Annotated in this window: 21 protein-coding genes; 11 read left to right on the plus strand and 10 right to left on the minus strand. The window is 66.3% G+C overall.

Features of this window, described 5'->3' with window-relative positions:
• Positions 1-57 precede the first annotated feature (57 nt).
• Entirely contained in the window at positions 58-2736 is a 2679-nt protein-coding gene (alaS, locus tag P7D22_RS02895) for an alanine--tRNA ligase (RefSeq protein ID WP_319932704.1), read from the minus strand.
• A gap of 231 nt (positions 2737-2967) precedes the next feature.
• Here alaS and P7D22_RS02900 point away from each other — a divergent pair, with 231 nt between their 5' ends.
• A complete protein-coding gene (locus tag P7D22_RS02900; protein WP_319932705.1) occupies positions 2968-3366 on the plus strand; it encodes an MAPEG family protein in 399 nt (132 codons plus the stop codon).
• 71 nt (positions 3367-3437) lie between these two features.
• Here P7D22_RS02900 and recA read toward each other — a convergent pair whose 3' ends face one another.
• Together recA and rpsD are read right to left on the minus strand one after the other, a co-directional pair.
• Positions 3438-4511, minus strand: coding sequence for a recombinase RecA (gene recA, locus P7D22_RS02905; RefSeq protein WP_319932706.1), 1074 nt, complete (start codon positions 4509-4511; stop codon positions 3438-3440).
• A gap of 360 nt (positions 4512-4871) precedes the next feature.
• Complete coding sequence (rpsD, locus tag P7D22_RS02910) at positions 4872-5489, minus strand: 30S ribosomal protein S4 (RefSeq protein WP_319932707.1); 618 nt, start codon at positions 5487-5489, stop codon at positions 4872-4874.
• A 322-nt stretch (positions 5490-5811) separates the two neighbouring features.
• On the opposite strand from rpsD, the gene ppa reads away from it, so the two are divergent.
• The 4 genes from ppa to puuE all read left to right on the plus strand — a co-directional run bounded on the left by ppa (position 5812) and on the right by puuE (position 8535).
• Positions 5812-6360, plus strand: a complete 549-nt coding sequence (gene ppa, locus P7D22_RS02915; RefSeq protein WP_319932708.1) for an inorganic diphosphatase — start codon at positions 5812-5814, stop codon at positions 6358-6360.
• Positions 6361-6424: 64 nt separating this feature from the next.
• Entirely contained in the window at positions 6425-6574 is a 150-nt protein-coding gene (locus P7D22_RS02920) for an aa3-type cytochrome c oxidase subunit IV (RefSeq protein WP_319932709.1), read from the plus strand.
• 168 nt (positions 6575-6742) lie between these two features.
• Entirely contained in the window at positions 6743-7099 is a 357-nt protein-coding gene (gene uraH / locus P7D22_RS02925; RefSeq protein WP_319932710.1) for a hydroxyisourate hydrolase, read from the plus strand.
• 8 nt (positions 7100-7107) lie between these two features.
• Positions 7108-8535 (plus strand): allantoinase PuuE, encoded by a 1428-nt coding sequence (gene puuE / locus P7D22_RS02930; RefSeq protein ID WP_319932711.1) that lies wholly within the window; start codon positions 7108-7110, stop codon positions 8533-8535.
• Positions 8536-8539: 4 nt separating this feature from the next.
• Here the strand turns inward: puuE and P7D22_RS02935 are convergent, their stop codons facing one another.
• Together P7D22_RS02935 and P7D22_RS02940 are read right to left on the minus strand one after the other, a co-directional pair.
• Positions 8540-9487, minus strand: a complete 948-nt coding sequence (locus P7D22_RS02935; RefSeq protein WP_319932712.1) for a Gfo/Idh/MocA family protein — start codon at positions 9485-9487, stop codon at positions 8540-8542.
• A 57-nt stretch (positions 9488-9544) separates the two neighbouring features.
• Positions 9545-10540, minus strand: coding sequence for a LysR family transcriptional regulator (locus tag P7D22_RS02940; RefSeq protein WP_319932713.1), 996 nt, complete (start codon positions 10538-10540; stop codon positions 9545-9547).
• Between the two features lie 249 nt (positions 10541-10789).
• Here P7D22_RS02940 and chvE point away from each other — a divergent pair, with 249 nt between their 5' ends.
• The 6 genes from chvE to P7D22_RS02970 all read left to right on the plus strand — a co-directional run bounded on the left by chvE (position 10790) and on the right by P7D22_RS02970 (position 19720).
• Positions 10790-11863, plus strand: coding sequence for a multiple monosaccharide ABC transporter substrate-binding protein (gene chvE, locus P7D22_RS02945; protein WP_319932714.1), 1074 nt, complete (start codon positions 10790-10792; stop codon positions 11861-11863).
• 77 nt (positions 11864-11940) lie between these two features.
• Complete coding sequence (gene mmsA, locus P7D22_RS02950) at positions 11941-13473, plus strand: multiple monosaccharide ABC transporter ATP-binding protein (protein ID WP_319932715.1); 1533 nt, start codon at positions 11941-11943, stop codon at positions 13471-13473.
• Between the two features lie 26 nt (positions 13474-13499).
• Positions 13500-14702 carry a multiple monosaccharide ABC transporter permease gene (gene mmsB / locus P7D22_RS02955; RefSeq protein WP_442916018.1) on the plus strand — a complete coding sequence of 401 codons (1203 nt, stop codon included), beginning with the start codon at positions 13500-13502 and terminating at the stop codon, positions 14700-14702.
• Positions 14703-14834: 132 nt separating this feature from the next.
• On the plus strand, positions 14835-16373 hold the full coding sequence (locus P7D22_RS02960) for a YifB family Mg chelatase-like AAA ATPase (protein WP_319932716.1): 1539 nt from the start codon (positions 14835-14837) through the stop codon (positions 16371-16373).
• A gap of 117 nt (positions 16374-16490) precedes the next feature.
• Positions 16491-18209, plus strand: a complete 1719-nt coding sequence (locus P7D22_RS02965) for an ATP-binding protein (RefSeq protein ID WP_319932717.1) — start codon at positions 16491-16493, stop codon at positions 18207-18209.
• A 347-nt stretch (positions 18210-18556) separates the two neighbouring features.
• Positions 18557-19720, plus strand: a complete 1164-nt coding sequence (locus P7D22_RS02970; RefSeq protein ID WP_319932718.1) for a DUF2778 domain-containing protein — start codon at positions 18557-18559, stop codon at positions 19718-19720.
• On the opposite strand, the gene P7D22_RS02975 is transcribed toward P7D22_RS02970, so the two are convergent.
• From P7D22_RS02975 to hpnD, 5 genes are all read right to left on the minus strand, one after another.
• Complete coding sequence (locus tag P7D22_RS02975; protein ID WP_319932719.1) at positions 19686-21077, minus strand: MATE family efflux transporter; 1392 nt, start codon at positions 21075-21077, stop codon at positions 19686-19688. The genes P7D22_RS02970 and P7D22_RS02975 overlap by 35 nt on opposite strands.
• Positions 21078-21222: 145 nt before the next feature.
• A complete protein-coding gene (locus tag P7D22_RS02980) occupies positions 21223-21447 on the minus strand; it encodes a hypothetical protein (RefSeq protein WP_319932720.1) in 225 nt (74 codons plus the stop codon).
• 123 nt (positions 21448-21570) lie between these two features.
• The gene (locus P7D22_RS02985; protein ID WP_319932721.1) at positions 21571-22134 is read right to left on the minus strand and encodes an NUDIX hydrolase; all 564 of its coding nucleotides are present in this window, start codon (positions 22132-22134) and stop codon (positions 21571-21573) included.
• A 12-nt stretch (positions 22135-22146) separates the two neighbouring features.
• A complete protein-coding gene (gene hpnE, locus P7D22_RS02990) occupies positions 22147-23400 on the minus strand; it encodes a hydroxysqualene dehydroxylase HpnE (RefSeq protein ID WP_319932722.1) in 1254 nt (417 codons plus the stop codon).
• The gene (gene hpnD / locus P7D22_RS02995) at positions 23400-24167 is read right to left on the minus strand and encodes a presqualene diphosphate synthase HpnD (RefSeq protein WP_442916019.1); all 768 of its coding nucleotides are present in this window, start codon (positions 24165-24167) and stop codon (positions 23400-23402) included. Before hpnD ends, hpnE begins: the two co-directional genes overlap by 1 nt.
• Positions 24168-24234 lie beyond the last annotated feature (67 nt).

A 24234-nucleotide genomic window follows, 5' to 3' on the forward strand; every position in this document is an offset into this window, starting at 1 on the left:
CGTCTCACCCCTGACTTGGAAGCAACGGCCAAACCCGACCTGAGTTCCAGATGATCGTCACGCCGCGGTTGCGGTCGCGGCCTGTTCGAGGGCTTTGCCGATCGCCTCGAGGGCCGCCTCGGCCGCCGCTCCGTTCGGGCCGCCCGCCTGAGCCATGTCCGGACGGCCACCCCCGCCTTTGCCGCCGAGCGCCTCCGAGCCGACGCGCACGAAATCGACCGCGTTGAAGCGCCCCACCAGATCCTTGGTGACCGATACCACTACGCCGGCCTTGCCGTCCGCGCCAACGCCCACGATGGCCACGATGCCGGAGCCGAGACTGCCCTTGGCCTCGTCTGCCAGGCCCTTCAGGTCTTTCATCTCGACGCCTGTGACGGCACGGGCGAAGAACCCGACCCCCGCGACGTCGCGGGCCGCCGGGGTGTCCGTGCCGCCGCCACCCATCGCGAGGCGCTTGCGGGCCTCGCCCAGGTCGCGCTCGAGCCGGCGGCGTTCTTCGACCAGCGTCGCGAGCCGCTCCGGAACCGTGTCGGCCGGGGCCTTCAGCAATGCCGCAGCCTGTTGCAGGCGCCGCGATTCCGCATTGAGGTGCTGGCGGGCCGCGTCGCCGGTCTTCGCCTCGAGACGTCGCACGCCCGCCGAAACGGCGCTCTCGCCCACAAGCGTCACCAGTCCGATATTGCCGGTGCGGCTCGCATGGGTGCCGCCGCAGAGCTCGATCGAATAGGGCTTGGCGCCGCCGCCTTCGTTCTCGACGGTGCCCATCGAGACGACCCGCACCTCGTCGCCGTATTTTTCGCCGAACAGCGCACGGGCGCCGCTGGCCCGGGCTTCGTCGATCCCCATCAGTCGCGTCACCACCGGCTCGTTGCGCAGCACGACCGCATTGGCCAGGTTCTCGACGGCCTCGAGCTCGGCGTCGGTCATCGGCTTCTGGTGTGAGAAGTCGAAGCGCAACCGCTCGGGGCCCACGAGCGAACCTTTTTGGGCCACATGGGGCCCGAGCACCTGCCGCAGCGCTTCGTGCAGCAGGTGGGTGGCCGAATGATTGGCCCGGATGGCACCGCGGCGGGCATGATCGACTGCGAGCTCGACGGCGGCTCTCTTGGCAAGCCTGCCATCCTCAACCGTTACGGCATGGACGAAAAGGTCGCCAAGCTTCTTCCGCGTGTCGGTGACGCGCACTCGTAGACCGGGGCCCGTGATGGTGCCTGTATCGCCGAGCTGGCCACCCGATTCGGCGTAGAAGGGGGTCTGGTTGAGGAGCGCGAAGCCGTTCTCGCCGGCCGACAACGCCTCGACCGGTTGGCCGTCACGCACCAATGCCGTGATCACACCCTCCGCCGTCTCAGTGCCGTAACCGAGGAACTCCGTGGCGCCGACGTCTTCCTTCAAACCAAACCACACCGTTTCCGTGGCGGCCTCGCCGGACCCCGACCAGGCCTTGCGGGCGTCTGCCTTCTGGCGTGCCATGGCGCTGGCGAAGCCTGCATCGTCCACCTTGATTTCGCGGGCCCGCAGGGCCTCCTGGGTCAGATCGAGCGGAAAGCCGAACGTGTCGTAAAGCCGGAACGCCACGTCGCCCGACAAGGTGGCGCCAGGGGTCAGCGTGCGGGTTTCGTCCTCCAGCATGGAAAGGCCGCGGGCGAGCGTCACCCGGAAGCGGGTTTCCTCCAGGCGCAGGATCTCGGCGATGCGCTCTTCGGCTGCGACAAGCTCGGGAAAGGCCTGCCCCATCTCGCGCACCAGCCCGGGCACGAGCCGCCACATCAGCGGCTCGCGCGCGCCAAGCAACTGCGCGTGGCGCATCGCGCGCCGCATGATGCGGCGAAGCACATAGCCGCGACCCTCGTTGGAGGGATCGACGCCGTCGGCCACCAGGAACGAGGATGCGCGCAGGTGGTCCGCGATGATGCGGTGACTTGCAGCCTGCGGCCCGTCCGGGTCGACGCCGGTCAACTGGGCCACGGTCTCGATCAGCCGACGCATCATGTCGGTGCCGTAGTTCGACGGCACGCCCTGCAGGATCGCGGCCATCCGCTCGAGGCCCATGCCGGTGTCGATCGAGGGGCGGGGCAGGGGCGAGCGGTCGCCGGGCGTCACCTGCTCGTATTGCATGAAGACGAGGTTCCAGAACTCCAGGAACCGGTCGCCATCCTCATCGGCGCTGCCGGGCGGCCCACCCCACAGCTTGTCGCCCTGGTCGAAGAAGATTTCCGAACAAGGCCCGCAGGGGCCCGTGTCGCCCATCGCCCAGAAATTATCGGAGGTCGGGATGCGGATGATCTTCGATTCCGGGAAGCCGGCGATCTTCCGCCACAAGTCGAAGGCCTCGTCATCGTCATGGTAGACCGTGACGAGCAGGCGGTCCTTCGGCAGGTCGAACTGCTTCGTGATCAGCGTCCAGGCGAGCTCGATGGCGTCGGCCTTGAAATAATCGCCGAACGAGAAGTTGCCCAGCATTTCGAAAAAGGTGTGGTGGCGCGCCGTATAGCCGACGTTGTCGAGGTCGTTGTGCTTGCCACCGGCCCGCACGCATTTCTGAGACGTGGTCGCGCGGTTGTAGGGGCGCTTTTCGACGCCGGTGAAGACATTCTTGAACTGCACCATCCCGGCATTGGTGAACATCAACGTCGGGTCGTTGCGAGGGACGAGGGAGCTCGACGGCACGATCTCGTGGCCGGCATCGCGGAAAAAGTTCAGGAAGGTCGACCGGATCGCGTTGACGCTGCTCATGGGGAACTCGGAAACTTCGATGTCGTGGCGCGTCCAGGCGCAGCGCGCGATGTCGAAGAACCTGGACGATCCGGGGAAAGCGCTGGAGCCTGTCTAACGAGGGTGCCCGGCGCTGTCGAGCAAAGGCGGCAGCGGGACCTCGGAGGCCTATACCTTTGGCGCACCGCGCCTACATGCATTGTGCTGCCTTGACGCCTTCGCGTCAGCCGCGCTCCCTCCCGAGAGGCCCGCATGCTGTTTCCAACCACCACCGCCACCTTCGCAGGCCTGTTCGGCCTGATCTATGTAGGCCTGACCGCCTGGGTGATGATCTCCCGCACCACCTTCAACACGCTCGAAGGGGACAGCGGCAACCCAGTTCTCCAGAAGCGCGTGCGCTCGCAGGGTAATTTCGGCGAATACGTGCCGATCGGCCTGGTGCTGATCGCTCTTCTCGAGGGCGGCGGTGGCGGTCACGGCCTGGTGATGACGGTGCTGCTGATGCTGCTGATCGGGCGCGTGCTGCATCCGTTTGGCCTGTTCGCGGCACCCGGCTCCGCTCCGATGTTCGCCTGCCGGGGCGGCGGCATGCTGTTGACCCTGTTGTCCCTGTTGATCACCTCGCTGGCGCTGTTGATCGACTTCGCGTGATCGACGTCTGAAACGACGATGCCCGGCGCGAAGCCGGGCATCGATCGGAATGGCATCAGGCGTCGCAGCCCTTACGGCTCGCCATCGTCCTCAGCCTCGGGCGTCCCCAAGATGCGGTCGGCGATGAGGCCGGCATTTTGGCGCACCGCGGCCTCGATCTTGGCCGCGATCTCCGGATTGGCCTTGAGGAAGCCCTTCGAGTTCTCGCGACCCTGGCCCAGGCGCTGGCTGTCATAAGAGAACCAGGCGCCCGACTTTTCCACCACGCCGGCCTTGACGCCGAGATCGATTAACTCGCCGATCTTCGACACGCCTTCGCCATACATGATGTCGAATTCGACCTCCTTGAAGGGCGGTGCCACCTTGTTCTTCACAACCTTGACCCGGGTCGAGTTTCCCAGCACTTCGTCGCGATCCTTGATGGCGCCGATGCGGCGGATGTCGAGGCGGACCGAGGCGTAGAACTTCAGGGCGTTGCCGCCCGTCGTTGTTTCGGGCGAACCGTACATCACACCGATCTTCATGCGGATCTGGTTGATGAAGATCACCATGGTGTTGGAACGGGAGATCGAGGCCGTCAGCTTGCGCAGGGCCTGGCTCATCAGGCGCGCCTGCAGGCCGGGCTGCACATCGCCCATCTCGCCTTCGATTTCGGCACGCGGCGTCAGGGCCGCCACCGAATCCACCACCAGCACGTCCACGGCGCCGGACCGCACCAGCGTGTCGGTGATCTCGAGTGCCTGCTCGCCCGTGTCGGGCTGCGAGATCAGCAGGTCCTCGAGGTTGACGCCGAGCTTGCGGGCATAAACCGGATCGAGCGCATGCTCGGCATCCACAAAGGCGCAAACACCGCCGCGCTTCTGCGCTTCCGCGATGACGTGCAGCGTCAGGGTGGTCTTGCCGGACGACTCGGGACCATAGATTTCGATCACCCGGCCACGCGGCAAGCCGCCGACGCCGAGCGCGATGTCGAGCCCGAGCGAGCCGGTGGGGATCGTCTCGATCTCGACCGCCTTCTGGTTCTTGCCAAGGCGCATGATCGAGCCCTTGCCGAAGGCGCGCTCGATCTGCGAGAGCGCCGCGTCGAGCGCCTTTGTCTTGTCCACGGAGGTTCCTTCCACGAGGCGAAGATCAGCCTGGGCCATCGGTCAGCACCTTTTGTGACATGGGCAGCGGGACGCCGCAACGGGGCTCAATGTACCGGTTTTGTTCTCATCCGCAAGAGGCTTCGGCAAATGTTTCGCTACGCACCCCCGATGCTCACCGCTGGGTCAAGCAGAAAAGCGTGAACCTTTCCCTAACTCCAGCATTGATGGTGCAAAGACGCAGACATTCTGGAGCTAAGTCCCATGGATCGCATGACCTTTTACGCCGCCGGCGCCCTGATGGCCTGGGTTCTGGTCGGAGCCGCCGCGATTTTCTGATTGGTCCACAGGTTTGAAAAACAAAAAAGGCCCGGAGCGATCCTTCGCTCCGGGCCTTTTTGTGTTGATGGATGCCGATCGTCAGCGCGAATAAAACTCGATGACCAGGTTCGGCTCCATGTGCACCGGATAGGGCACTTCTGTGAGGCCGGGAATGCGGGTCATCTTGGCCGTGAACTTGGCGGCATCGATATCGAAATAATCGGGCACGTCGCGCTCACCGAGCTGGCCGGCCTCGATCACGACGGCGAGTTGCTTCGAGGTATCCTTCACCTCGATCACGTCGCCGACCTTCACTTGATAGGACGCGATGTTGACGCGGCGGCCGTTGACCCGGATGTGGCCGTGGTTGACGAACTGGCGAGCCGCAAAGACCGTGGCGACGAACTTGCAGCGATACACCACGGCGTCGAGGCGCCGCTCCAGCAGGCCGACGAGGTTCTGGCTCGAGTCGCCTTTCTGACGGATGGCTTCCGCATAATACTTGCGGAACTGCTTTTCCGAAATGTTGCCGTAGTAGCCCTTCAGCTTCTGCTTGGCCTTCAGCTGCGTGCCGAAGTCGGTGGGCTTGCCCTTGCGGCGTTGGCCGTGCTGGCCGGGGCCGTATTCGCGGCGGTTCACCGGGCTCTTCGGACGGCCCCAGATGTTCTGGCCGAGACGGCGGTCGATCTTGTACTTGGCTTCTGCGCGCTTTGTCATCGCGTCCTCGCGGTTGGCGTTGTGAGGAACGCGCCCTCCTGTGCCGCGTCACCTGGAAGGTGCCGCGGCCGACAGATCACGTCTCTTGAGTGAGAGGAGATCGCGGGTGCGTTGCCAGGAACCTTAGGGCCCATGGGCTTCGGCTCCGGCGCGCTGAGCCCGCGGAGTTGCGGTTCTGCTACGGCCTCGGGGGTCCGCTGTCAATGTTTGACGCTAACCACGACGCCGGGTCGCTCGCGTTTGCCGGCTCGCCTTTCGAGGTCAATTGTCTATTGTGCCGTGCAGAGGCCCCAGCGGCCCGATGTCACAACGGGAGGTCCCCATGAACCTTGACGCCGTCTCTTCCGGCAAGAACCCGCCCGAAGAAGTCAACGTCGTCATCGAGGTGCCGATCGGCGGTGAGCCGATCAAGTACGAGATGGACAAAGAATCGGGCGCCCTGATGGTGGACCGCTTCCTTTATACGGCGATGCGCTATCCGGGGAATTACGGGTTCATCCCGCATACGCTGTCGGACGACGGCGACCCGTGCGACGTGATCGTGGCCAACACCCGCGCCATCATCCCGGGCGCCGTCATGGCCTGCCGGATCGTCGGAGCGTTGATGATGGAGGATGAGGCCGGCGGTGACGAAAAGATCATCGCGGTGCCCACCACCAAGCTGACGCGGCGCTACGAGAATGTGAAGAACTACAAGGATTTGCCGGACATCACCTTGGAGCAGATCGAGCATTTTTTCACCCATTACAAGGATCTCGAGCCCGGCAAGTGGGTGAAGATCGTGCGTTGGTGCGATGCCGAAGAGGCCAAGCAACTGGTGATCGCCGGCCTCGAGCGCGCCAAGTCGGCCAAGGCCGGCAAGCAGGGCTGAAGCCGTCGGGCCGTGGCGCCGCCACGGCCTGACCCTTGGGCAAGCGTTTCTCGGGAGGAAGCGGATGACCGACGTCGAACAGATGCCCATGACGGGCGGGTACATGGATTACCCCGAGCATGAGCGTACCTACCGTGGCTTCACGGCCGCGGCCCGATGGGGAACGATTGTTGTGGCGGGGGTGATCGTCCTGATGGCGTTGTTCCTGATCTAGGACACGCGCCGGAAGACTCGTCGCCCTCACCGAGCGCTGGTGGTCGACCTTGCGCGCCGCCAGCGCTGGAGACCACTTGGTTGTGGCTTGTGCGGTGCGACGGCAGTCTCGATGATGGTCCAATCTGCCCCGATCCGAGCTGCGGCTCTTCCTCAACCGATCGTTGCCATGCCTCGTTTGTCCACGCATGTTCTCGACACGGCGAGCGGGCGGCCCGCCGCCGGTGTTGCCCTGGTGCTGTCGCGGTTCAGTGACGGTCGGCACCGGACCGTCCTGCTGCAAACGGTGACCAATGCGGACGGGCGCACGGATGCGCCCCTGCTCGGGGGCGAAGCGTTGCAGCCCGGCCTTTATGAGCTCGCGTTCCATGTGGGCGATTATTTCCGTCAGCAGGGCGTCGTTTTGCCGGAGCCGGCCTTCCTGGATGTGGTGCCGATCCGCTTCGGCATCGCCGATCCGCAGGGCCACTATCACGTGCCGCTCCTGGTTTCCCCCTGGAGCTTCTCCACCTATCGCGGGAGCTGATCCGCCCGATGTTCGATCTCGACCAGCCCTATCCGCGCGACATGGTCGGCTACGGCCGGACGCCGCCCCGGCCGGACTGGCCCGACGGCAAGCGGTTGGCGGTGCAGTTCGTCGTCAATTACGAGGAAGGCGGCGAGAACAACATCCTGCACGGCGACGCTGCTTCGGAAGCGTTCTTGTCCGAGATCGTCGGTGCGCAGCCCTGGTCGGGGCAGCGGCACGTCAACATGGAATCGATCTACGAATACGGGTCGCGGGTCGGCTTCTGGCGCTTGTGGCGGATGTTCACCGAGCGCGGCATGCCGGTAACGGTGTTCGGCGTCGCGAGCGCCATGGCGCGCCATCCGGAAGCGGTCGCGGCCATGAACGAGGCAGGATGGGAGATCGCCACCCACGGGCTGAAATGGATCGACTACCGCGACCACACGCCCGAGGCCGAGCGCGCCGATCTCGATGCGGCAATCGGCATCCACGAGGCCGTGACGGGCGCGCGGCCGCTCGGTCTTTATCAAGGGCGCACCTCGGCCAACACGCTGCGGCTCGGCGCGCAGGAAGGCGGCTTCCTATACCTCGCCGACACCTATGCGGACGAATTGCCTTACTGGCAGCGGATCGCCGGCCGGCAACAACTGATCGTGCCCTATACGCTCGACGCCAATGACATGCGCTTCGCGACCCCGCAGGGGTTCAACACGGGCGACCATTTCTTCAGCTACCTGAAGGACAGCTTCGACGTGCTCTACCGCGAGGGGGCGGGGGGGCATGGCGGCATGATGTCGGTCGGGCTGCATTGCCGCCTTGTGGGGCGTCCCGGTCGGGCGGCCGCCCTGGCGCGCTTCCTCGATTATGTGCAGTCCCACGAGGGAGCCTGGGTCACGACCCGCCTTGCGATCGCTCGGCACTGGGTGCGCCGGCATCCGCCGACCGGCGGCTATCAGCCGAGCCAGATGGGCCCGGCGCTCTTCAACGAACTCTTTGGCGGCGTCTTCGAACACACGCCCATCATCGCCGAGCGGGCCTACGGGGCCGGCATCGGGCCCGGGGAGGACAGCCTCGACGGTTTGCATGCCGCCCTGGTGGCGCAGATGCGGGCGCTGTCGCCGGCCGCCCAGGACGCCTTGATCGCCGCCCACCCGGACCTCGCCGGCAAGCTCGCGCTGGCGGGCGATGTCACGGCCGATTCGGCAGGCGAGCAAGCGTCCGCCGGGCTCGACCGGCTCAGCCCCGATGAACGCCGCCGCTTCACGGCGCTGAATGCCGCCTATCGGGCGCGCTTCGGCTTCCCGTTCATCATCGCCGTGAAGGGCCTCGGCAAAGCCGACATCCTGCAGGCGTTCGAAGCGCGGATCGCCCATGCGCCGACGGACGAGCGCGATGCGGCGCTGGCGCAGATCGAGCGGATTGCCCGCCTGCGCCTCGCTGCGATCCTCGGTTGAAGGCTTAGTCCACGAAGGCGTCGGTGTCCTCGCGTCGCCCCACCATGAAGGCGTCGGCTACGAGTTGGAACGGCGCCGCATCGAGAACGCTTTCGCGGCGGCCCAGGAGGCCGGCGAAGCGCTCGTAGATGCCTTCGTACTCGGCCGAGGGGGCCTCGACCACCACGGTGCCATCGACTGCGAGCTTCGAGCCGCCAAGCGTCAGGTCGAGCACCGTGCCGTCGGCGGTCTCGATCCGGTAATCCCAGCTTTGCGGCCCTTCCTGCCGCCAATCGAAGGCGGCCGTCAGTTGTCCCGTGCCGGGCTCCGCTTCGGCATCGCTCCAGAACACCACATCGGCCGCGATCGGCATCGCCTTGTTGCTCGGCGTCACCAGCCGGGCGCTCTTCACGAAGATTGGCTGGGGCATGATGGCTGTCAGGATCGACAAGGCATTGATGCCGGGATCGAAGACGCCGAAGCCGCCGACCTCCCAGATCCACTCCTGGCCGGGATGCCAGCGACGCACATCCTCCTTCCAGGTGATGGCAAGGCTCTTGAGCTTTTGGCCCGCGAGGCGCTTGCGGGTTTCCTCGACGGCGGCGTTATATTGCGAATGCCAGGTCGTGAAGACGACCCGATCCTTGCGGGCCGCGTAGTCGCCGATGTCGACCAGTTCGCGCGTGGTCGGGAAGGGTGGCTTTTCGAGCAACACGTGCACCCCGGCGTCGAGCGCTTCGCGGGCGAGGGCGTGCCGGACGTTCGGCGGCGTGCAGATCGCCACCGCGTCGAGGTCTGGCAGGGCGGCGTAGAGTTCGGCCGCGGTGCGGAAGGTCGGCACGCCCCCGACAGACAGGCCGCGTCCGCTGACCACGCCCACGAGCTGGAAATCGGGGTTCTTGCCGATCACCGGCAGATGCTGGTCCTGGGCGATCTTGCCGACGCCGATCACCGCAATTGTGTAGGGGGCCATGCTGGAACTCCGTTGCAGGGGGCTCCATCCCATGCGCCGACCGGCTCGGGCAAGTCCTCACGCCTCGGTCTGTTCCAGGATGAAGTCGTGCAGCATCTGGGCGGCGGGCGACAGGGCGCGGTTGCGGGCCGTGATGAGGCTGTAGGGCTGCAGATCGATGTTGAAGTCGGTCGGCAGCACGTCGATGGCGCCCGCCAGGCCGTCGGCGCTGTTGACGAAGCTCGCCACATCGGTCGCGATCGGCGCAATCGCATCCGTCTGGGCCACCATGACGAGCGTCAGGAACGAGGACGACGTGTTGAGGATGCGGTCCGGCAAGGGGATGCCGCGCGACACGAAGATGCCCTCGAGGGTGCGCCGCAGCAGCGAGCCCGTCGGCTGGAACACCCAGTCGAAGGTCGTGAGATCTTCGATCGGCACCCGGGCGTGCCGCATCAACGGGTGTCCGCGCCGCACCACGAGGCAGGCCCGCTCGACACCGATCTGGCGGCTGTCGAACAGGCGGGGGTTCAGGTCGTCCGGGATCCGGCCGATATAGAAATCGTAGCGTGACGCCAGCAGCGCCCCAGCGAGGTCGGCGCTCGTGGCCACCTCGATGTTGATCTCGATCTTCGGGAACAGCTCGCGGATGCGTTTGATGGCCGGCACCGCCAGATTGATCGAGGGCGCCGTCACGGTGCCGAGTGACACACGGCCGCCGCGCCCGGTGCGCAGCTCGCCGATCTCGCGTTCCGCTTCCCGCAATTCCAGCAACACCGTCCGGGCCCGCCGCGCCAGGGCCTTGCCGTAGGCCGTCAGCGCGATGCCGCGCGACAGCCGCTCGCAGATCGGGACTTGCAGCAGGTCCTCGATTTCCGAGATCATCCGCGAGGCGGCCGGCTGCGAAATGTTGAGCAGGTGCGCCGCCGTGCTGACCTGCCCGTTGGCCTCGAGAGCGATCAGCATGCGCATGTGATTGATCTTCAGCCCGGCGCGAAGGAACCCCTCGAGCAAGGGTTCACCGGCGGCCGTTTCAGTGCGCTTCGCGGCCGATGGAACCCGGGGTTTCGCCATGGTGGGGTGGCATCTGTGAACTATACCGGAAACGATATGGCGCAGTACGCCGATGGCATTTGACAGTTATACCGGAAGACTTCAACAGTCGGCGACTTGGCGGGGCCAGAATGGCCAGCCAATGTCACTTGACGTGCAAGACGCTGGCGCGCAGGGAAGGGCCGGATCCAAGAAACAACCAACAACAACGAGAACATGCGACGCGCGCCGGACCTCGCGACACGTATGCGGATGGATGGGGAGATTCGAATGATCACCAAGCGTAAGTTTACCGGCATCGCGCTCGGCGCCACGGCCCTGGCCGGCCTCGCGCTGTCGCCGGCCATGGCGGCCAGCGGCGACATGATCGGCGTTGCGATGCCGACGAAGTCCTCGGCGCGTTGGATCGACGACGGCAACAACATCGTGGCTCAGCTGAAGGCCAAGGGTTACAACCCGGACCTGCAATACGCCGACGACGACATCCCGAACCAGCTCGCCCAGATCGAGAACATGGTCACCAAGGGCGCCAAGGTGCTCGTGGTTGCTTCGATCGACGGCACGACGCTGACGGACGTGCTGCAGAAGGCTGCCGACAAGGGCGTCAAGGTCATCGCCTATGATCGCCTCATCAAGGGCTCGGCGAACGTCGACTATTACGCCACCTTCGATAACTTCAAGGTCGGCGTCCTGCAGGCGACCTCGCTGGTCGACGCGCTCGGCTTGAAGGACGGCAAGGGTCCGTTCAACATCGAGCTGTTCGGCGGTTCGCCCGACGACAACAACGCCTTCTTCTTCTACGACGGCGCCATGTCGGTGCTGAAGCCTTACCTCGACTCGAAGAAGCTCGTCGTCCAGTCGGGCCAGATGGGCATGGACAAGGTGTCGACCCTGCGTTGGGATCCGGCCGTGGCCCAGGCCCGCATGGATAACCTGCTGTCCGCTTACTACGGCAACAAGAAGCTCGACGCCGTGCTGTCGCCCTATGACGGCTTGTCGATCGGCATCATCTCGTCGCTGAAGGGCGTGGGCTACGGCTCGGGCGACATGAAGATCCCCTACGTGTCGGGCCAGGATTGCGAAGTCCAGTCGGTGAAGTCGATCATCGCGGGCGAGCAATATTCCTCGATCTTCAAGGACACGCGCGACCTCGCCAAGGTGACGATCGCCATGGTGGACGCGCTTGAAGGGGGCAAGACCCCCGAGGTCAACGACACCAAGACCTACAACAACGGCAAAAAGGTCGTTCCGTCCTACCTGCTGACCCCGGTCGTGGTCACCAAGGCCAACTGGAAGCCGGCGCTGATCGACACGGGCTATTACAAGGCCGATCAGTTCAAGTAAGACTTCTTGCGGGAACCGGCCTCAGGGTCGGTTCCCGCTTCCCCGCAAGCGGGACCAATAATTTAGGGCGGGACAGCATGGCGGCCATCCTCGAGATGCGGGGGATCACCAAGACGTTTCCGGGCGTCAAGGCGCTGGATAACGTCAACTTGAAGGTTCAGCCAGGCGAGATCCACGCACTGGTGGGCGAGAACGGCGCCGGGAAGTCGACGCTCATGAAGGTGCTCAGCGGCGTCTACCCGCATGGGACCTACGACGGTGACATCTTCTACGAAGGCAACCTGTCGAAATTCCGCGACATCTCCGAAAGCGAGCATGTCGGCATCATCATCATCCATCAGGAGCTGGCGCTGGTGCCGCTCCTGTCGATCGCCGAGAACATCTTCCTCGGCAACGAAACATCGCGTTTCGGCGTTATCGACTGGGACCGCGCCTTTGCCCGCACCCGCGAGCTGCTGGCCACCGTCGGCCTCGCCGAAAACCCGGAAACGCTGATCACCAACATCGGCGTCGGCAAGCAGCAGCTCGTCGAAATCGCCAAGGCCTTATCCAAGAAGGTCAAGCTGCTGATCCTCGACGAGCCCACCGCGAGCTTGTCCGAGAAGGACAGCGAAGCGCTGTTGCAGCTTTTGCTGCGCTTCAAGCAGCAGGGCATCTCGTCGATCCTGATCTCGCACAAGCTGAACGAGATCTCGAAGGTGGCCGATCAGATCACCATCCTGCGTGACGGCACCACGGTCGAGACGCTCGACTGCCATGGCACGACCATCAACGAGGATCGCATCATCCAGGGCATGGTCGGGCGCGACATGGCGCACCGCTATCCGCCGCGCGAGCCGAAGATCGGCGACGTGCTGATGGAGGTAAAGAACTGGAACGCGCATCACCACCTGCATGCCGACCGGTCGGTGGTAAAGAACGTCAACCTGACGGTCCGCAAGGGCGAGATCGTCGGCATCGCGGGCCTGATGGGCTCGGGCCGCACGGAGCTCGCCATGAGCGTGTTCGGGCGCTCCTACGGGCAGAACATCAGCGGCACCGTGCGGCTGGACGGGGTGGACGTCGATGTGTCCACCATCAACAAGGCGATCGATGCCGGGATCGCCTATGTGACCGAGGATCGCAAGCAACTCGGCCTCGTGCTCGACGAGAACATCACCAAGAACACCACGCTGGCGAACCTTCCCCGCGTGTCGACGGCCATGGTGATCGACGAGGACAAGGAGTTCACGGTCGCGAGCGACTACCGTTCCAAGATGCGCATCCGATCGTTTGGCGTGACCCAGCAGACCGTGAACCTCAGCGGCGGCAACCAGCAGAAGGTCGTGCTGTCGAAATGGCTCTTCACCGAGCCCAAGGTGCTGATCCTCGACGAGCCGACCCGCGGTATCGATGTCGGCGCCAAATATGAGATTTATTCGATCATCAATGAGCTGGCCGACCAGGGCCGGGGCGTGCTGATGATCTCGTCGGAAATGCCCGAGCTCCTCGGCATGTGCGACCGCATCTACGTGATGAACGAGGGGCGGTTCGTTGGCGAATTCAAGGGCTCGGAAGCGAGCCAGGAATCCATCATGCGGTCGATCATGCGGTCGAAGGAGCTGAACTGATGACCGAGATCCCGGTGAACAAGACCATGACCTCAGCGCCCGGCTCCGTTCCGACGGCCAAGACCGACCCCGACGCGCCCGGCTGGCGCGGCATGCTGAAATCCGCGAGCTTCCGCGATTACGGCCTGATGATCGCCCTCGTGGTCATCATGTTGTTCTTCGAATACACGACCAACGGCGTGCTGTTCCAGCCGCTGAACCTCACCAACATCATCCTGCAGAACAGCTACGTCGTCGTCATGGCGCTCGGCATGTTGCTGATCATCGTGGCCGGGCACATCGACCTGTCGATCGGTTCGATCGTCGGCTTCGTGGGTGCGCTCGCGGCCGTGTTGATGGTGAATTATCATCTCGACTGGGTGTCGGCGACGCTGATCTGCCTGGTGGTCGGTGCCATCATTGGGGCGGCGCAGGGCTATTTCGTCGCCTACTTCGGTATCCCGAGCTTCATCGTCACCTTGGCCGGCATGCTGGTCTTCCGCGGCCTCACCTTGGCGGTGTTGCAGGGCGCGTCGGTCGGTCCGTTCCCCGACATCTTTCAGCTGATCTCCAAGGGCTTTATCGCCAATGTGGCCGGGCCCTGGACCTCGGTGCTGATCGGGCTCGTGTTGTGGCTGATCCTGCTCGGCATGAGCTGGCGTCGTCGGACCGTGCAGCTCCATCACAGCGTCAAGGCCGAGGCGATGGGCTCCTTCCTGATCCGCAACGGCGTCATCGGCCTCGTGATCCTGGCCTTCGCCTATCAGATGAGTTCCTATCGAGGCCTGCCGAACGTGCTGATCATCATGTTCGTGCTGGTGATGCTGTACCGGTTCGTCACCAACAAGACGACGATCGGCCGTCGCATCTACGCGCTCGGTGGCAACGCCAAGGCGGCGAAGCTGTCGGGCATCAAGACCGAGCGCCTGACCTTTCTGACCTTCGCCAATATGGGCGTGCTGGCGGGATTGGCCGGCATGATCTTCGCAGCGCGTCTCAACACCGCGACCCCGAAGGGGGGCCTTGGCTTCGAGCTCGACGTCATCGCGGCCTGCTTCATCGGCGGCGCTTCGGCGGCCGGCGGCGTCGGCAAGGTGTCGGGCGTGGTGATCGGAGCCTTCATCATCGGTGTGATGAACAACGGCATGTCGATCATGGGCATCGGCATCGACTACCAGCAGGTCATCAAGGGTTTGGTGTTGCTCGCCGCCGTCTGCCTCGACGTCTACAACAAGAACAAGTCAGTCTGAGCAAATCGATCCAGCCCCATGCCATTTGGCGTGGGGAATTCGTGACGGAGTGAACTCTCCGTCAGTATCGCGCCGCTTGCCCACGTCGGGTCGCCTGCTAGTCTCAGTTTAGGCTGGCAGGCGAGGCTCTTCATGGTCGTACGTGTGGCGACGGTGGCGTTCGAAGGCATCGAAGCCCGTCCGGTCGACGTTCAGGTCCACATCGCCAACGGCACGGTGATGTTCACCGTCGTAGGGCTTGGCGACAAAGCCGTAGCGGAATCGCGCGAGCGGGTGCGGGCCGCTCTCATCGCCTCCGGCTTGGCGCTTCCGGCCAAGCGCATCACCGTCAATCTGGCACCGGCCGACCTGCCCAAGGAAGGCAGCCACTACGACCTGCCCATCGCGCTCGGCGTCATGGCGGCCATCGGCGCCATCCCGCCGGACGCGCTTGCGGGCTATACGGTCATCGGGGAACTGGCACTCGATGGAACGCTCAGCCCCGTGGCCGGCGTGCTGCCCGCCGCCGTCGCGGCCAACGGGCGGGATCATGGCCTGATCTGCCCGCAGGCGTGTGGCCCCGAGGCCGCCTGGGCGTCGCGAGACCTCGACGTGCTGGCGCCGTCCTCGCTGATCCAGCTCGCCAATCATTTCAAGGGAACCCAGGTGCTGTCGCGCCCCGAGCCCGCGATGCGCCCGGCGGCGCTTGGCCTGCCGGACCTGCGGGACGTCAAGGGTCAGGACGGCGCCAAGCGCGCCCTGGAGATCGCCGCGGCCGGCGGCCACAACATCTTGATGAATGGACCCCCCGGGGCCGGCAAGTCCATGTTGGCGGCGCGCCTGCCGTCGATCCTGCCGCCACTCGACCCGCGCGAACTGCTCGAAGTGTCGATGATCCATTCGGTCGCCGGCTTGCTGGCCGATGGGCAACTGAGCGACCGACGACCGTTCCGCGCCCCGCATCATTCGGCCTCGATGCCGGCGCTCGTCGGTGGGGGCATTCATGCGCGGCCGGGCGAGATCTCGCTGGCCCATCACGGCGTGCTGTTCCTCGATGAGCTGCCCGAGTTCTCCGCCCCGGTGCTCGATTCGTTGCGCCAACCGCTCGAAACGGGAACGGTGTCGATCTCCCGCGCCAATGCCCGCGTCACCTACCCGGCCCGCTTCCAGCTCGTCGCCGCCATGAACCCGTGCCGCTGCGGCTACGCCCAGCAGCCCGACCAGACCTGCCGGCGTCAGCCGCCCGAGCGCTGCATGGCGCAATACCTGTCCCGCTTGTCCGGGCCGCTGCTCGACCGCATCGACCTGCAGATCGACGTGCCCCCTGTGTCGGCCGCCGACCTCATCCTGCCGCCGCCGACCGAAGGGTCGGCCGAGGCCCGGGCCAGGGTGGCGGCGGCGCGGCAGCGTCAATCCGAGCGCTACCTCGCGGCTGGCCTGCCGCCTGCCACCACCAATGCCTCGGCGCCCGCCACGGCCGTCGAGGCGGCGGTGGCGATGACCGGGGAGGCGGAAGCCTTTCTGCGCAAGGCTTCGGAGAGAACCCAGATGACGGCGCGCGGCTTCCACCGGCTGTTGCGGCTGGCCCGCACGCTAGCCGATCTGGACGGTTCGGTGCCGGTCGCCCGCGCCCATCTGGCGGAAGCCCTGTCCTACCGGCGCACACCGACGCGGCTGCCGGCGCCCGCTTAAGCAGAGGTTAAGGCGATGCCAACAAAGCGGATCGATCGGGGAACGCCGACGCAACGAAGCTCCCTCTAGGGTCGCCCCACAGCGCGGCCGATGCACGGCAGGCTGGGAGGAGCGCCCATGCCGATCGGCAGCCTGTTCGGCATGGCTCTAGTGACCGTTCTGGCGATCGCAGTGACGATCGGTTCGACGGTGCGGCACAACCGGAACGGCCGCGCCTGGAGGCGTGAGCGGGAGCGGCTCAGCGACGAAATCTTGGAGCTCCGGGCCGCCACGGCGGGGCGCGACAAGGCGGAAGCCGCCAACGAGGCCAAATCGCGCTTCCTGGCCATGGTCAGCCACGAGATCCGCACACCGCTGAACGGCATCATCGGGATGGCGGACCTGCTCAACGGCACCGGGCTGAGCGACGAACAGCGGACCTATGTGTCGGCCGTTCGCATGTCGGGCGAGGCCCTGGCCGATCTGATCGACGAAATCCTTGATTTTTCCCGCATCGAAGCGGGCCGGCTCGACCTTGCGCAGGACTGGTTCAACCTGGCGGACCTCATCGCCGGCGTCGTCGAACTGCTTGGCCCCAAGGCGCAGAACAAGGGCCTCGAGATCGCGGCCCACATCGATCGCGCTTTGCCGAGCCAGATTTTCGGTGATGTCGCCCGGCTGCGTCAGGTGCTGCTCAACCTTGCCGGCAACGCCGTCAAATTCACCAATACGGGCGGTATCGGCCTGCGAGTCGAGCGCGATGGCGACCGCATGCACTTCAGCGTGTCCGACACGGGACCCGGCGTGCCCCTCGAACGACGCGAGGCGATCTTCGCCGAGTTCGAACAGGCCGATAATTCCACCACGCGGCGCCACGGCGGCACCGGGTTGGGGCTCGCCATTTCGCGCCGTATCGTGACGGAGATGCATGGCGCGTTGCGCTACAGCCCACGGGAGGCGGGCGGGTCGGTGTTCGGCTTTGCGCTGCCGCTTTCACCATCGGAGGCGCCGTCCTGCCAGGATGCCGATTGGCCGAGCCTCACGGGGCGGCGGGGCCTGATCGTCTCGGCGGCGCCCTTCATGGCCGCGTATCTGGCCGAGGATCTCGCGGGCTGCGGCCTGGAAGTCGTGCTGTCGCCCGATGCTGGGGCTGCCATGCGCGCCCTCGCAGGCGAAGCCGTGCGCCCCGATTGGGTGTTCGTCGACGGTGGGCTCGGCCCGGCGGTAGCGCGCGATGCCGTTGCGGCGGCGCGGACCGCGGGCGTCGCCCAGGTCATCATGCTGCTGGCGCCCCGCGACCGCCAGCCAGGGGCGGGCGACCTGATGAGCTTGGGAGATGGCTGGTTGGTCAAACCCGTACGCGGGGCGTCGCTCGTCGAACGGCTGCGGCCCGAGGAGCGCTTGCAGCGTGTGCCGCCGCCTCGGTTGTCTGGGCCGCCATCGCAAACCCGCGTGCCGCAGGTGTTGTTGGCGGAAGACAACCCCATCAATGCCCTGATCGTGCAGCGAACGCTCGAGCGGCTCGGCGTCCGGGTCACCCATGTGGCCGATGGTCACGAGGCGCTCGCGGCGGCCCTGGCGGTGACCGATCGGCAGGCAAGCCCGTTCGATCTGATCCTGATGGACGTCAATATGCCAGGGCTCGACGGGCTCGACGTGACGCGTCGCCTTCGGGCCAGGGAAGCGACCCTCGACGCCCACAGGGTCCGCATCGTGGCCCTGACGGCCCACGCGCTTGGTGAACAGCACGCCGCCTGCCGGGCTGCCGGCATGGACGACGTGTTGACGAAGCCGCTCGATCCACGACGCCTCGGCGCCTTGTTCGACAGCGAAACGGCCTGGCAGGCGGCCGGCTGATCGGAACCTGACCGTATCGGCCGGTTGTCCCGATTGCGCCCGCAGGGCTGTGCGATCCGCGATTCGGCTGCGATTTCGCCACGGAACCGTCGTCTTGGCTTGTTTGAACGGACCCCGCCGCCACGCGCCGGAAATGCTCCCGGTTGGTCCGGCCTCCGTCATGGCCGCTTAGGCTGCCATTAACCAAACTCGGTTTCAGTAGGGCTGTGGCGAAACTGGCTCGTTTCCGAGAACGGGCGCCCGATGCATCGCTGGAACGGCCGCGCTCGCGCGGTCCCTGGAGATCGCACCGGACGCATCGGCGGAACCTGCAACAGGATCGCGGACCGGTCCTAGGGCTCTGGTGAATGACGGACGCGACCTTCTATACGGCCTATGACGACATGCCGCCGGTGATCCGGTTGCGCCGTGGCCGCAAGGCGCGTCGTAGCGGCGGCGCCGTCGCTCCCCGGTGGGTGCTGGCCACCGGGCTGACGATCGTCAGCGCACTACCGGCTCTCGCTCCGGGCCACCGACACGGGCCGGCCGTCGTGGCTCAGACCCCCTCGCCCTTGCAGACTGCCGCGGCCTTGCCGATGCCGCCGCAGATCGCCACCGGGCCTTTGCTGCAGGCGGCCTACCTGGCTGGGGCTCCCCTCGGCTTCGATGCCGCCGCCCCGCTGCCGACGCGCTTCATCTCCGCCGACACGCCTGTCATCACGGCGACGGCCGAAGCCGCGGCTCCGACACCGCAGCGCGCCGCCCTCGTCGCATCCGCCGTCGAGCCCGCGACTCCCGGCCCGCAGGCCATGGCAGCGGCCGACCAGGACGACGACGAGGCCATCCTGCCGCCCGTCCGTACCACGCCGCTCATCGTCGCCGATGTGCCGGTGCCGATGCCGCGGCCGAGCGACTTCGCCCCGACCGTGACGCATCTGCCGCCATTCCGGGCCGACCGCCCTGTGGTGGCGACTGCCAAGACCATGCCGCCCGCCGCCCGCCCGACCGTGACGGCCGACAACCGGGGCTTCCTCGAAAAATTCTTCAGCATGGGCGGGCAGGCGCCCGCCACTCCGGCCCTTGGCTATGCGGCCCCGGAAGATGGGTTCTTCTCGTCGCTCCGCGGCGGCGGGGAAAACCCGACGCGCGGCTACGGTTCCGCCACCGCGGTCTACGAGATCGCCAGCCACACCGTGTTCATGCCGGACGGCAGCCGGCTGGAGGCTCATTCGGGCCTCGGCGCCCGGCTCGACGATCCGCGTTTCGTGCATGAGCGGATGCGGGGCCCGACGCCGCCCGCCACCTACTCGCTGACCATGCGCGAAAGCCTCTTCCACGGCGTGCAGGCTTTGCGCCTCAGCCCGATCGACAGCGGCGTATATGGGCGCAATGGCCTGCTGGCCCACACCTACATGCTGGGCCCGAAAGGCGACTCGAACGGCTGCGTGTCGTTCCGCAACTACCAGGCGTTCCTGCGCGCCTTCCAGAGTGGCGACATCAGGCGCTTGGTGGTTGTGGCAAAGCTGTCCTGAGCCGCGTCCAGCGCCAATATAATAGCGCCGCCGTGGCGCAAAGGCCGGCCGTCAAGCCGACCCAGACACCAGGGGCGGCGGCCCGCACCGCCAGGGCGGCCGCCATCGGCAGGCCGACACCCCAATAGCCGAGAAGCGCGATCACCATCGGCCCCCGGCTGTCCCGCAGGCCACGCAGCATGCCCGACAGCACCACCTGGGCGCCATCGGCCAGCTGGAACAGCCCCGCGATGCCGAGCAGCACCGCCGCCGAAGCGGCCACCTGGGCGCCGCCCTCTTCTCGCGCATCGACGAAAAGCGCGATCAAGGGTGCAGGCAGTCCGATCAGCAACAGCGCCGATACGGCCATGGTACCGATGCCGAGCATCAGGGCCACGGCGCCAGCCCGGCCGACCGCAGCGCCATCATGGGCGCCCGCCGCCTTGCCGACCCGCACGGTCGCGGCTTGGGCGATGCCGAGCGGCACCATGAAGGTGAAGGAGGCGATCTGTAGCGCGATGGCATGCGACGCCAGCGCGGCCACGTCGTAATGGCCGATCAAGGCCGTGGCGGCCGTGAACATGCCGACTTCGAGCATGATGCCGATGCCGATAGGGCCGCCGAGGCGCCACAAATCCGCACAGGCCCGAAACGGCGGCCGTCCGAACCCGGGCACGATCCGGAAGGGACGGATGTGCCGATCGAGCATCGTCACGGCCAGCAATCCCCCGGCCATCACGATATTCGACGTGACGGTGGCGATGGCCGACCCGTTGATTCCCATGGCCGGCAGGCCGGCATGTCCGTCGATCAACAACCAGTTCAACAATGCGTTGAGCGGCACGGCCGCGAGGCCGATCACCACAGTCCAGCGCGGGCGCTCGAGCGCCGCCAGCACGGAGCGCAGCGACAGGTAGATGAGGGCCGGCAGCAGCGACCATTGCAGCACGTGCAGGTAGGATGCTGCGGCGGCACTGAGCTGCGGGTCTTGCCCGGCCAGCCGGAACAATGGCTCGCACCACCAGAGCAGCACCCAGATCGGTACCACCAGGGCGAGGCTGTTCCACAGGCCCCCTTGCGCCAGGCGACCGATGGCGCGGGCCCGGTCAGGCGAAGCCTCGCCGCGCTCCCGCGCGATGAGGGGCGACACGGCAGCCGCAAGCCCGATGCCGAACATCAAGCAAAGATTGTAGAAGGCCAGCGCGATTGTGCTGGCCGCCAGCGCCTCGGGCGCGATGCGGCCGATCATGGCGGCGTTGGTGAGGTTCAGCGCCATTTCGATGGCGTTGGTCAGGATCAAGGGGACGCCGAGCCCGAGACAGGCCCGAAACTCGTCCCGCCAGGGTGTGGCGGCCATACGGGTCGATACGAAAAGCATGCCTTTCCATACGACCCGCGGCCCCCGGAGGCCATGCCTATCGGCCAGTACGGGATGCGGTCAGCGGTCCTGCGACGACGTAGGCCCGTTCAAGCTTATCAATGGGGCGGGCCGCGCCGTCGGCAGGCGATGCTGATGCTGCGCCTCAACAGCCGTTGCAGATGGTCATCATGCGATCGATGCGCTTGATCTCCGCATCGATGGCGCGGTCGCTGGAAACGGGGTCACGTGCCGCATCCGGTCCACGCTGCGCCTTGGCGTGAACGGCATGGATCGGCTTCTCCCCTGCGGTCGTCTCGGCGCTCTGGGCAAAGCTCGCCCCGGAACTCAGGCAGAGCAGCCCGGACATCAGGATCGTCGCGATTTTCATCGTCTCATCCTCCCTGGTCGCGGGCAGGCTTGGCCCGCAAAGGAAAGATTAGGCTCGCGCCAGAAAGGCGTCGATGGAGCTGCGATCAGGTCTTCGTGATGATCGGCGGCGACGAATTCGGTTCTAGTCGAACAGGTGCGGGCAACGAAGGCGTAGCGCCTGCGACAGTGCAAAGGTCTTCATGTCGGCCGGCGTGCGGCCCTCAAGAATGGCCGTCAGGTCTGCCAGGGGCGTCTCGACCACGGTGATGTTTTCGTTCTCTTCCAGCAGGCCGCCGCCCGGTCCGGTGCGATCGGACACGCCATAGGGTGCGAGGTAGAGCGAGATACGTTCGGTCGACAGGCCGGGGCAGCTCCACAGCGTGGCCACGAACTCGAGAGTGCCGAGACGAACGCCGGCTTCCTCCTCGGCTTCGCGACGGATGGCGGCTTCGGGCGCCTCGCCGGGCTCGATCAGGCCCGCCGGAACTTCCAGCAAGGCCGGCGCCTGGACGAACAGCACCGGGGCGCGGGGCATGCTGACGAGAAGAACGACCCGGCGTTCCGGGTCGTAAGGCAGCACCGCGACGGCGGTGCCATGATCCTCCACCTCGCGGGTAAAGGTCTGCGCGCCGTCGCTGAGGGTCAGTTTATGGATCGTGGTCCAGCCGCGATAGACTTCCTTCCGCCCCTCGATCGTGACCGTCATGCGGGCGCCCCTTCAGTGCCAGGTCGGCAACGCCGCGACGGCGGCCTTGCCGGATCGCAGCGAGCCCTCGATGGTCGAGGGCAGGCCGTTCTGCACCCAGTCGCCCGCCAACACGAGGTTGCCGAGCGCCGTCGCGTGGCCGGGCCGCAGAGCGTCCTGCTCGGGCAGGGCCGCAAAGGTGGCGCGCTTCTCGGTGATGATCTTGTGGGTCGGCATCGATTGACCGGGTCGGCCGAGGGCGGTTGCCACCTCGCCCCAGATCTGCCGGGCCAGCGCGTCCTTGTCATGGCCAAGGAAGCGGTCGGCATCGCTGATCGTCACAGACACGCGGTTGGGAAAGCGGAAGATCCATTCCGTGGCGCTGTTGATCGTGCCCAGCATGGTCGGGAACCCGTCGGGGGCATCGGTCAGGAAATGCGCGTTGACGATGGAGCGGAACGCCGTCGGCACGCTCAGTTCCGGCAGCAGGATCTTGGCCACCGGCGCCGTGACGGCCAGGACCACCCGGTCGTCCGGGCCGAGCGCCAGCTGTTCGTCGCCGAAATCGAGCCCGACCACCCGGCCATCGCGCACTTCGAGGCGGCGCAGACGGCGGTCGAACCCGACCGTGACGCCGCGCTTGGCCAAGGTCGCCAGCGCGGGTTCGACCAACGCTTCGGCCAAGCCGTCATGGGCGATCAGCGGCCGGCAAGCGCCCGCTCCCTTGGCGAGCGTTTCCCGGATCACGGTAGCGGCGAGGCCGGCGGCCGAGTCCTTCGGCTCCGTGTTGAGCGCCGCCACCAGGAACGGCCGCCACAGCTTGTCATAGAGCGGACCCGAACACAGCATGGCCTGGCCGATCGGGATGCGGGACTTGGCACGCAGCAGCTTGGCGAGCGCCAGATAATCCGACCAGCCCGTGCCCGGCACCCGCCGGCCCGGCACGAAGATCCACCAGGGCAGGGGGCCGGCGTTGGGACGCACCTGCCACCGCTCGCCCGATGCGATGTCCATGAAGTCGAACACGGCGTCGGCGGGCCCGGACATCTTGTGCTCGGCCCCCGTCATACGCAGGTGGTCGCGCACGGCGGTGTTTCCCGACAACACGAGGTGGTTGCCGTTGTCGATCGTCAGGCCGAGGTCACGGTCGAAATAGGAGCGGCAGCGACCACCCGCATGGCGCGCCGCCTCGTGGATCACGATCGTGGCGCGGGCGGGATCGAGCGCCAGGGCGGCCGACAAGCCCGCCAGCCCGGCACCGACCACATGCACGGTGGGTTTTGGCATCACACCAGACCGTGACGCAGCAGGGCGAGGATCAAGCGGCTTTTCGGCACCTTCACCCTGTGGCGCGGCACAGCGAACCCCTGCTGCTCGAGCCGTGCCAGGATGAGGCGGTAGACGGCACCCATCAGCCGCGGCGCCCGTGTGGCACGGCGACGCTCACGCGCCATCAGGGCATCGGCGGCATCGAATTGTCCGCGGGCGCGCTTCAACAGGATGGCACCGACCTGCGGCAGGTTGGGATGAGCCAATACCGCGGTCGGCGTGGTGATCGGGATGCCGGCCTGCTCGAGCAGCTCGCGCGGCAGGTAGAGGCGCCCCATGGCGGCATCCTCGTCGAGATCGCGCAGGATGTTGGTCAATTGCAGGGCGCGACCGAGGTGGTGGGCGAGGTCTTCGCCCCGCTCAGGCGAAACGCCGAACACCTTCACCGACAGGCGACCCACCGCGCTGGCGACGCGGTCGCAATACAGGTCGAGCGTCGCCTCGTCGGGCGCCTGGATGTCCTCACGGCCATCCATCTCCATGCCGTCGATGATGGCGAGGAAATCGACGCGCGCCAGCTTGAAGTGGCGGATCGGCTCCAGCAGCCCGATGGTGGCGGCCGTGGTACGGCCCGCATAGGCGGCCTCGATCGCGTCACGCCATCGCTTCAGCCCGGCAAGGCGTTCGGGGCGGGTGCCGCCTTCGTCCGCCACATCGTCGACCGCGCGACAGAAGGCGTAGATCTCGTACATGGCCTGGCGCTGCGCCTTGGGCAGCACCCGCATGCCGGCATAAAAGGACGACCCCGAGGCTTGCCGGGCCGCGGTGGGGAATTGTGCCTCGTCGTGCTGC

This window comes from Lichenihabitans sp. Uapishka_5 (genome assembly GCF_033947565.1).
Taxonomy (GTDB): domain Bacteria; phylum Pseudomonadota; class Alphaproteobacteria; order Rhizobiales; family Beijerinckiaceae; genus Lichenihabitans.

Coding starts and splice junctions, on each gene's coding strand:
- P7D22_RS02960 (WP_319932716.1), top strand. CDS start 14,835: ATGGTCGTACGTGTGGCGACGGTGGCGTTCGAAGGCATCGAAGCCCGT.
- alaS (WP_319932704.1), bottom strand. CDS start 2,736: ATGAGCAGCGTCAACGCGATCCGGTCGACCTTCCTGAACTTTTTCCGC.
- P7D22_RS02975 (WP_319932719.1), bottom strand. CDS start 21,077: ATGCTTTTCGTATCGACCCGTATGGCCGCCACACCCTGGCGGGACGAG.
- uraH (WP_319932710.1), top strand. CDS start 6,743: ATGCCTCGTTTGTCCACGCATGTTCTCGACACGGCGAGCGGGCGGCCC.
- chvE (WP_319932714.1), top strand. CDS start 10,790: ATGATCACCAAGCGTAAGTTTACCGGCATCGCGCTCGGCGCCACGGCC.
- P7D22_RS02900 (WP_319932705.1), top strand. CDS start 2,968: ATGCTGTTTCCAACCACCACCGCCACCTTCGCAGGCCTGTTCGGCCTG.
- puuE (WP_319932711.1), top strand. CDS start 7,108: ATGTTCGATCTCGACCAGCCCTATCCGCGCGACATGGTCGGCTACGGC.
- P7D22_RS02965 (WP_319932717.1), top strand. CDS start 16,491: ATGCCGATCGGCAGCCTGTTCGGCATGGCTCTAGTGACCGTTCTGGCG.
- hpnE (WP_319932722.1), bottom strand. CDS start 23,400: ATGCCAAAACCCACCGTGCATGTGGTCGGTGCCGGGCTGGCGGGCTTG.
- mmsA (WP_319932715.1), top strand. CDS start 11,941: ATGGCGGCCATCCTCGAGATGCGGGGGATCACCAAGACGTTTCCGGGC.
- rpsD (WP_319932707.1), bottom strand. CDS start 5,489: ATGACAAAGCGCGCAGAAGCCAAGTACAAGATCGACCGCCGTCTCGGC.
- P7D22_RS02970 (WP_319932718.1), top strand. CDS start 18,557: ATGACGGACGCGACCTTCTATACGGCCTATGACGACATGCCGCCGGTG.
- P7D22_RS02935 (WP_319932712.1), bottom strand. CDS start 9,487: ATGGCCCCCTACACAATTGCGGTGATCGGCGTCGGCAAGATCGCCCAG.
- hpnD (WP_442916019.1), bottom strand. CDS start 24,167: ATGCGGGTGCTGCCCAAGGCGCAGCGCCAGGCCATGTACGAGATCTAC.
- P7D22_RS02940 (WP_319932713.1), bottom strand. CDS start 10,540: ATGGCGAAACCCCGGGTTCCATCGGCCGCGAAGCGCACTGAAACGGCC.
- P7D22_RS02985 (WP_319932721.1), bottom strand. CDS start 22,134: ATGACGGTCACGATCGAGGGGCGGAAGGAAGTCTATCGCGGCTGGACC.
- recA (WP_319932706.1), bottom strand. CDS start 4,511: ATGGCCCAGGCTGATCTTCGCCTCGTGGAAGGAACCTCCGTGGACAAG.
- P7D22_RS02920 (WP_319932709.1), top strand. CDS start 6,425: ATGACCGACGTCGAACAGATGCCCATGACGGGCGGGTACATGGATTAC.
- P7D22_RS02980 (WP_319932720.1), bottom strand. CDS start 21,447: ATGAAAATCGCGACGATCCTGATGTCCGGGCTGCTCTGCCTGAGTTCC.
- mmsB (WP_442916018.1), top strand. CDS start 13,500: ATGACCTCAGCGCCCGGCTCCGTTCCGACGGCCAAGACCGACCCCGAC.
- ppa (WP_319932708.1), top strand. CDS start 5,812: ATGAACCTTGACGCCGTCTCTTCCGGCAAGAACCCGCCCGAAGAAGTC.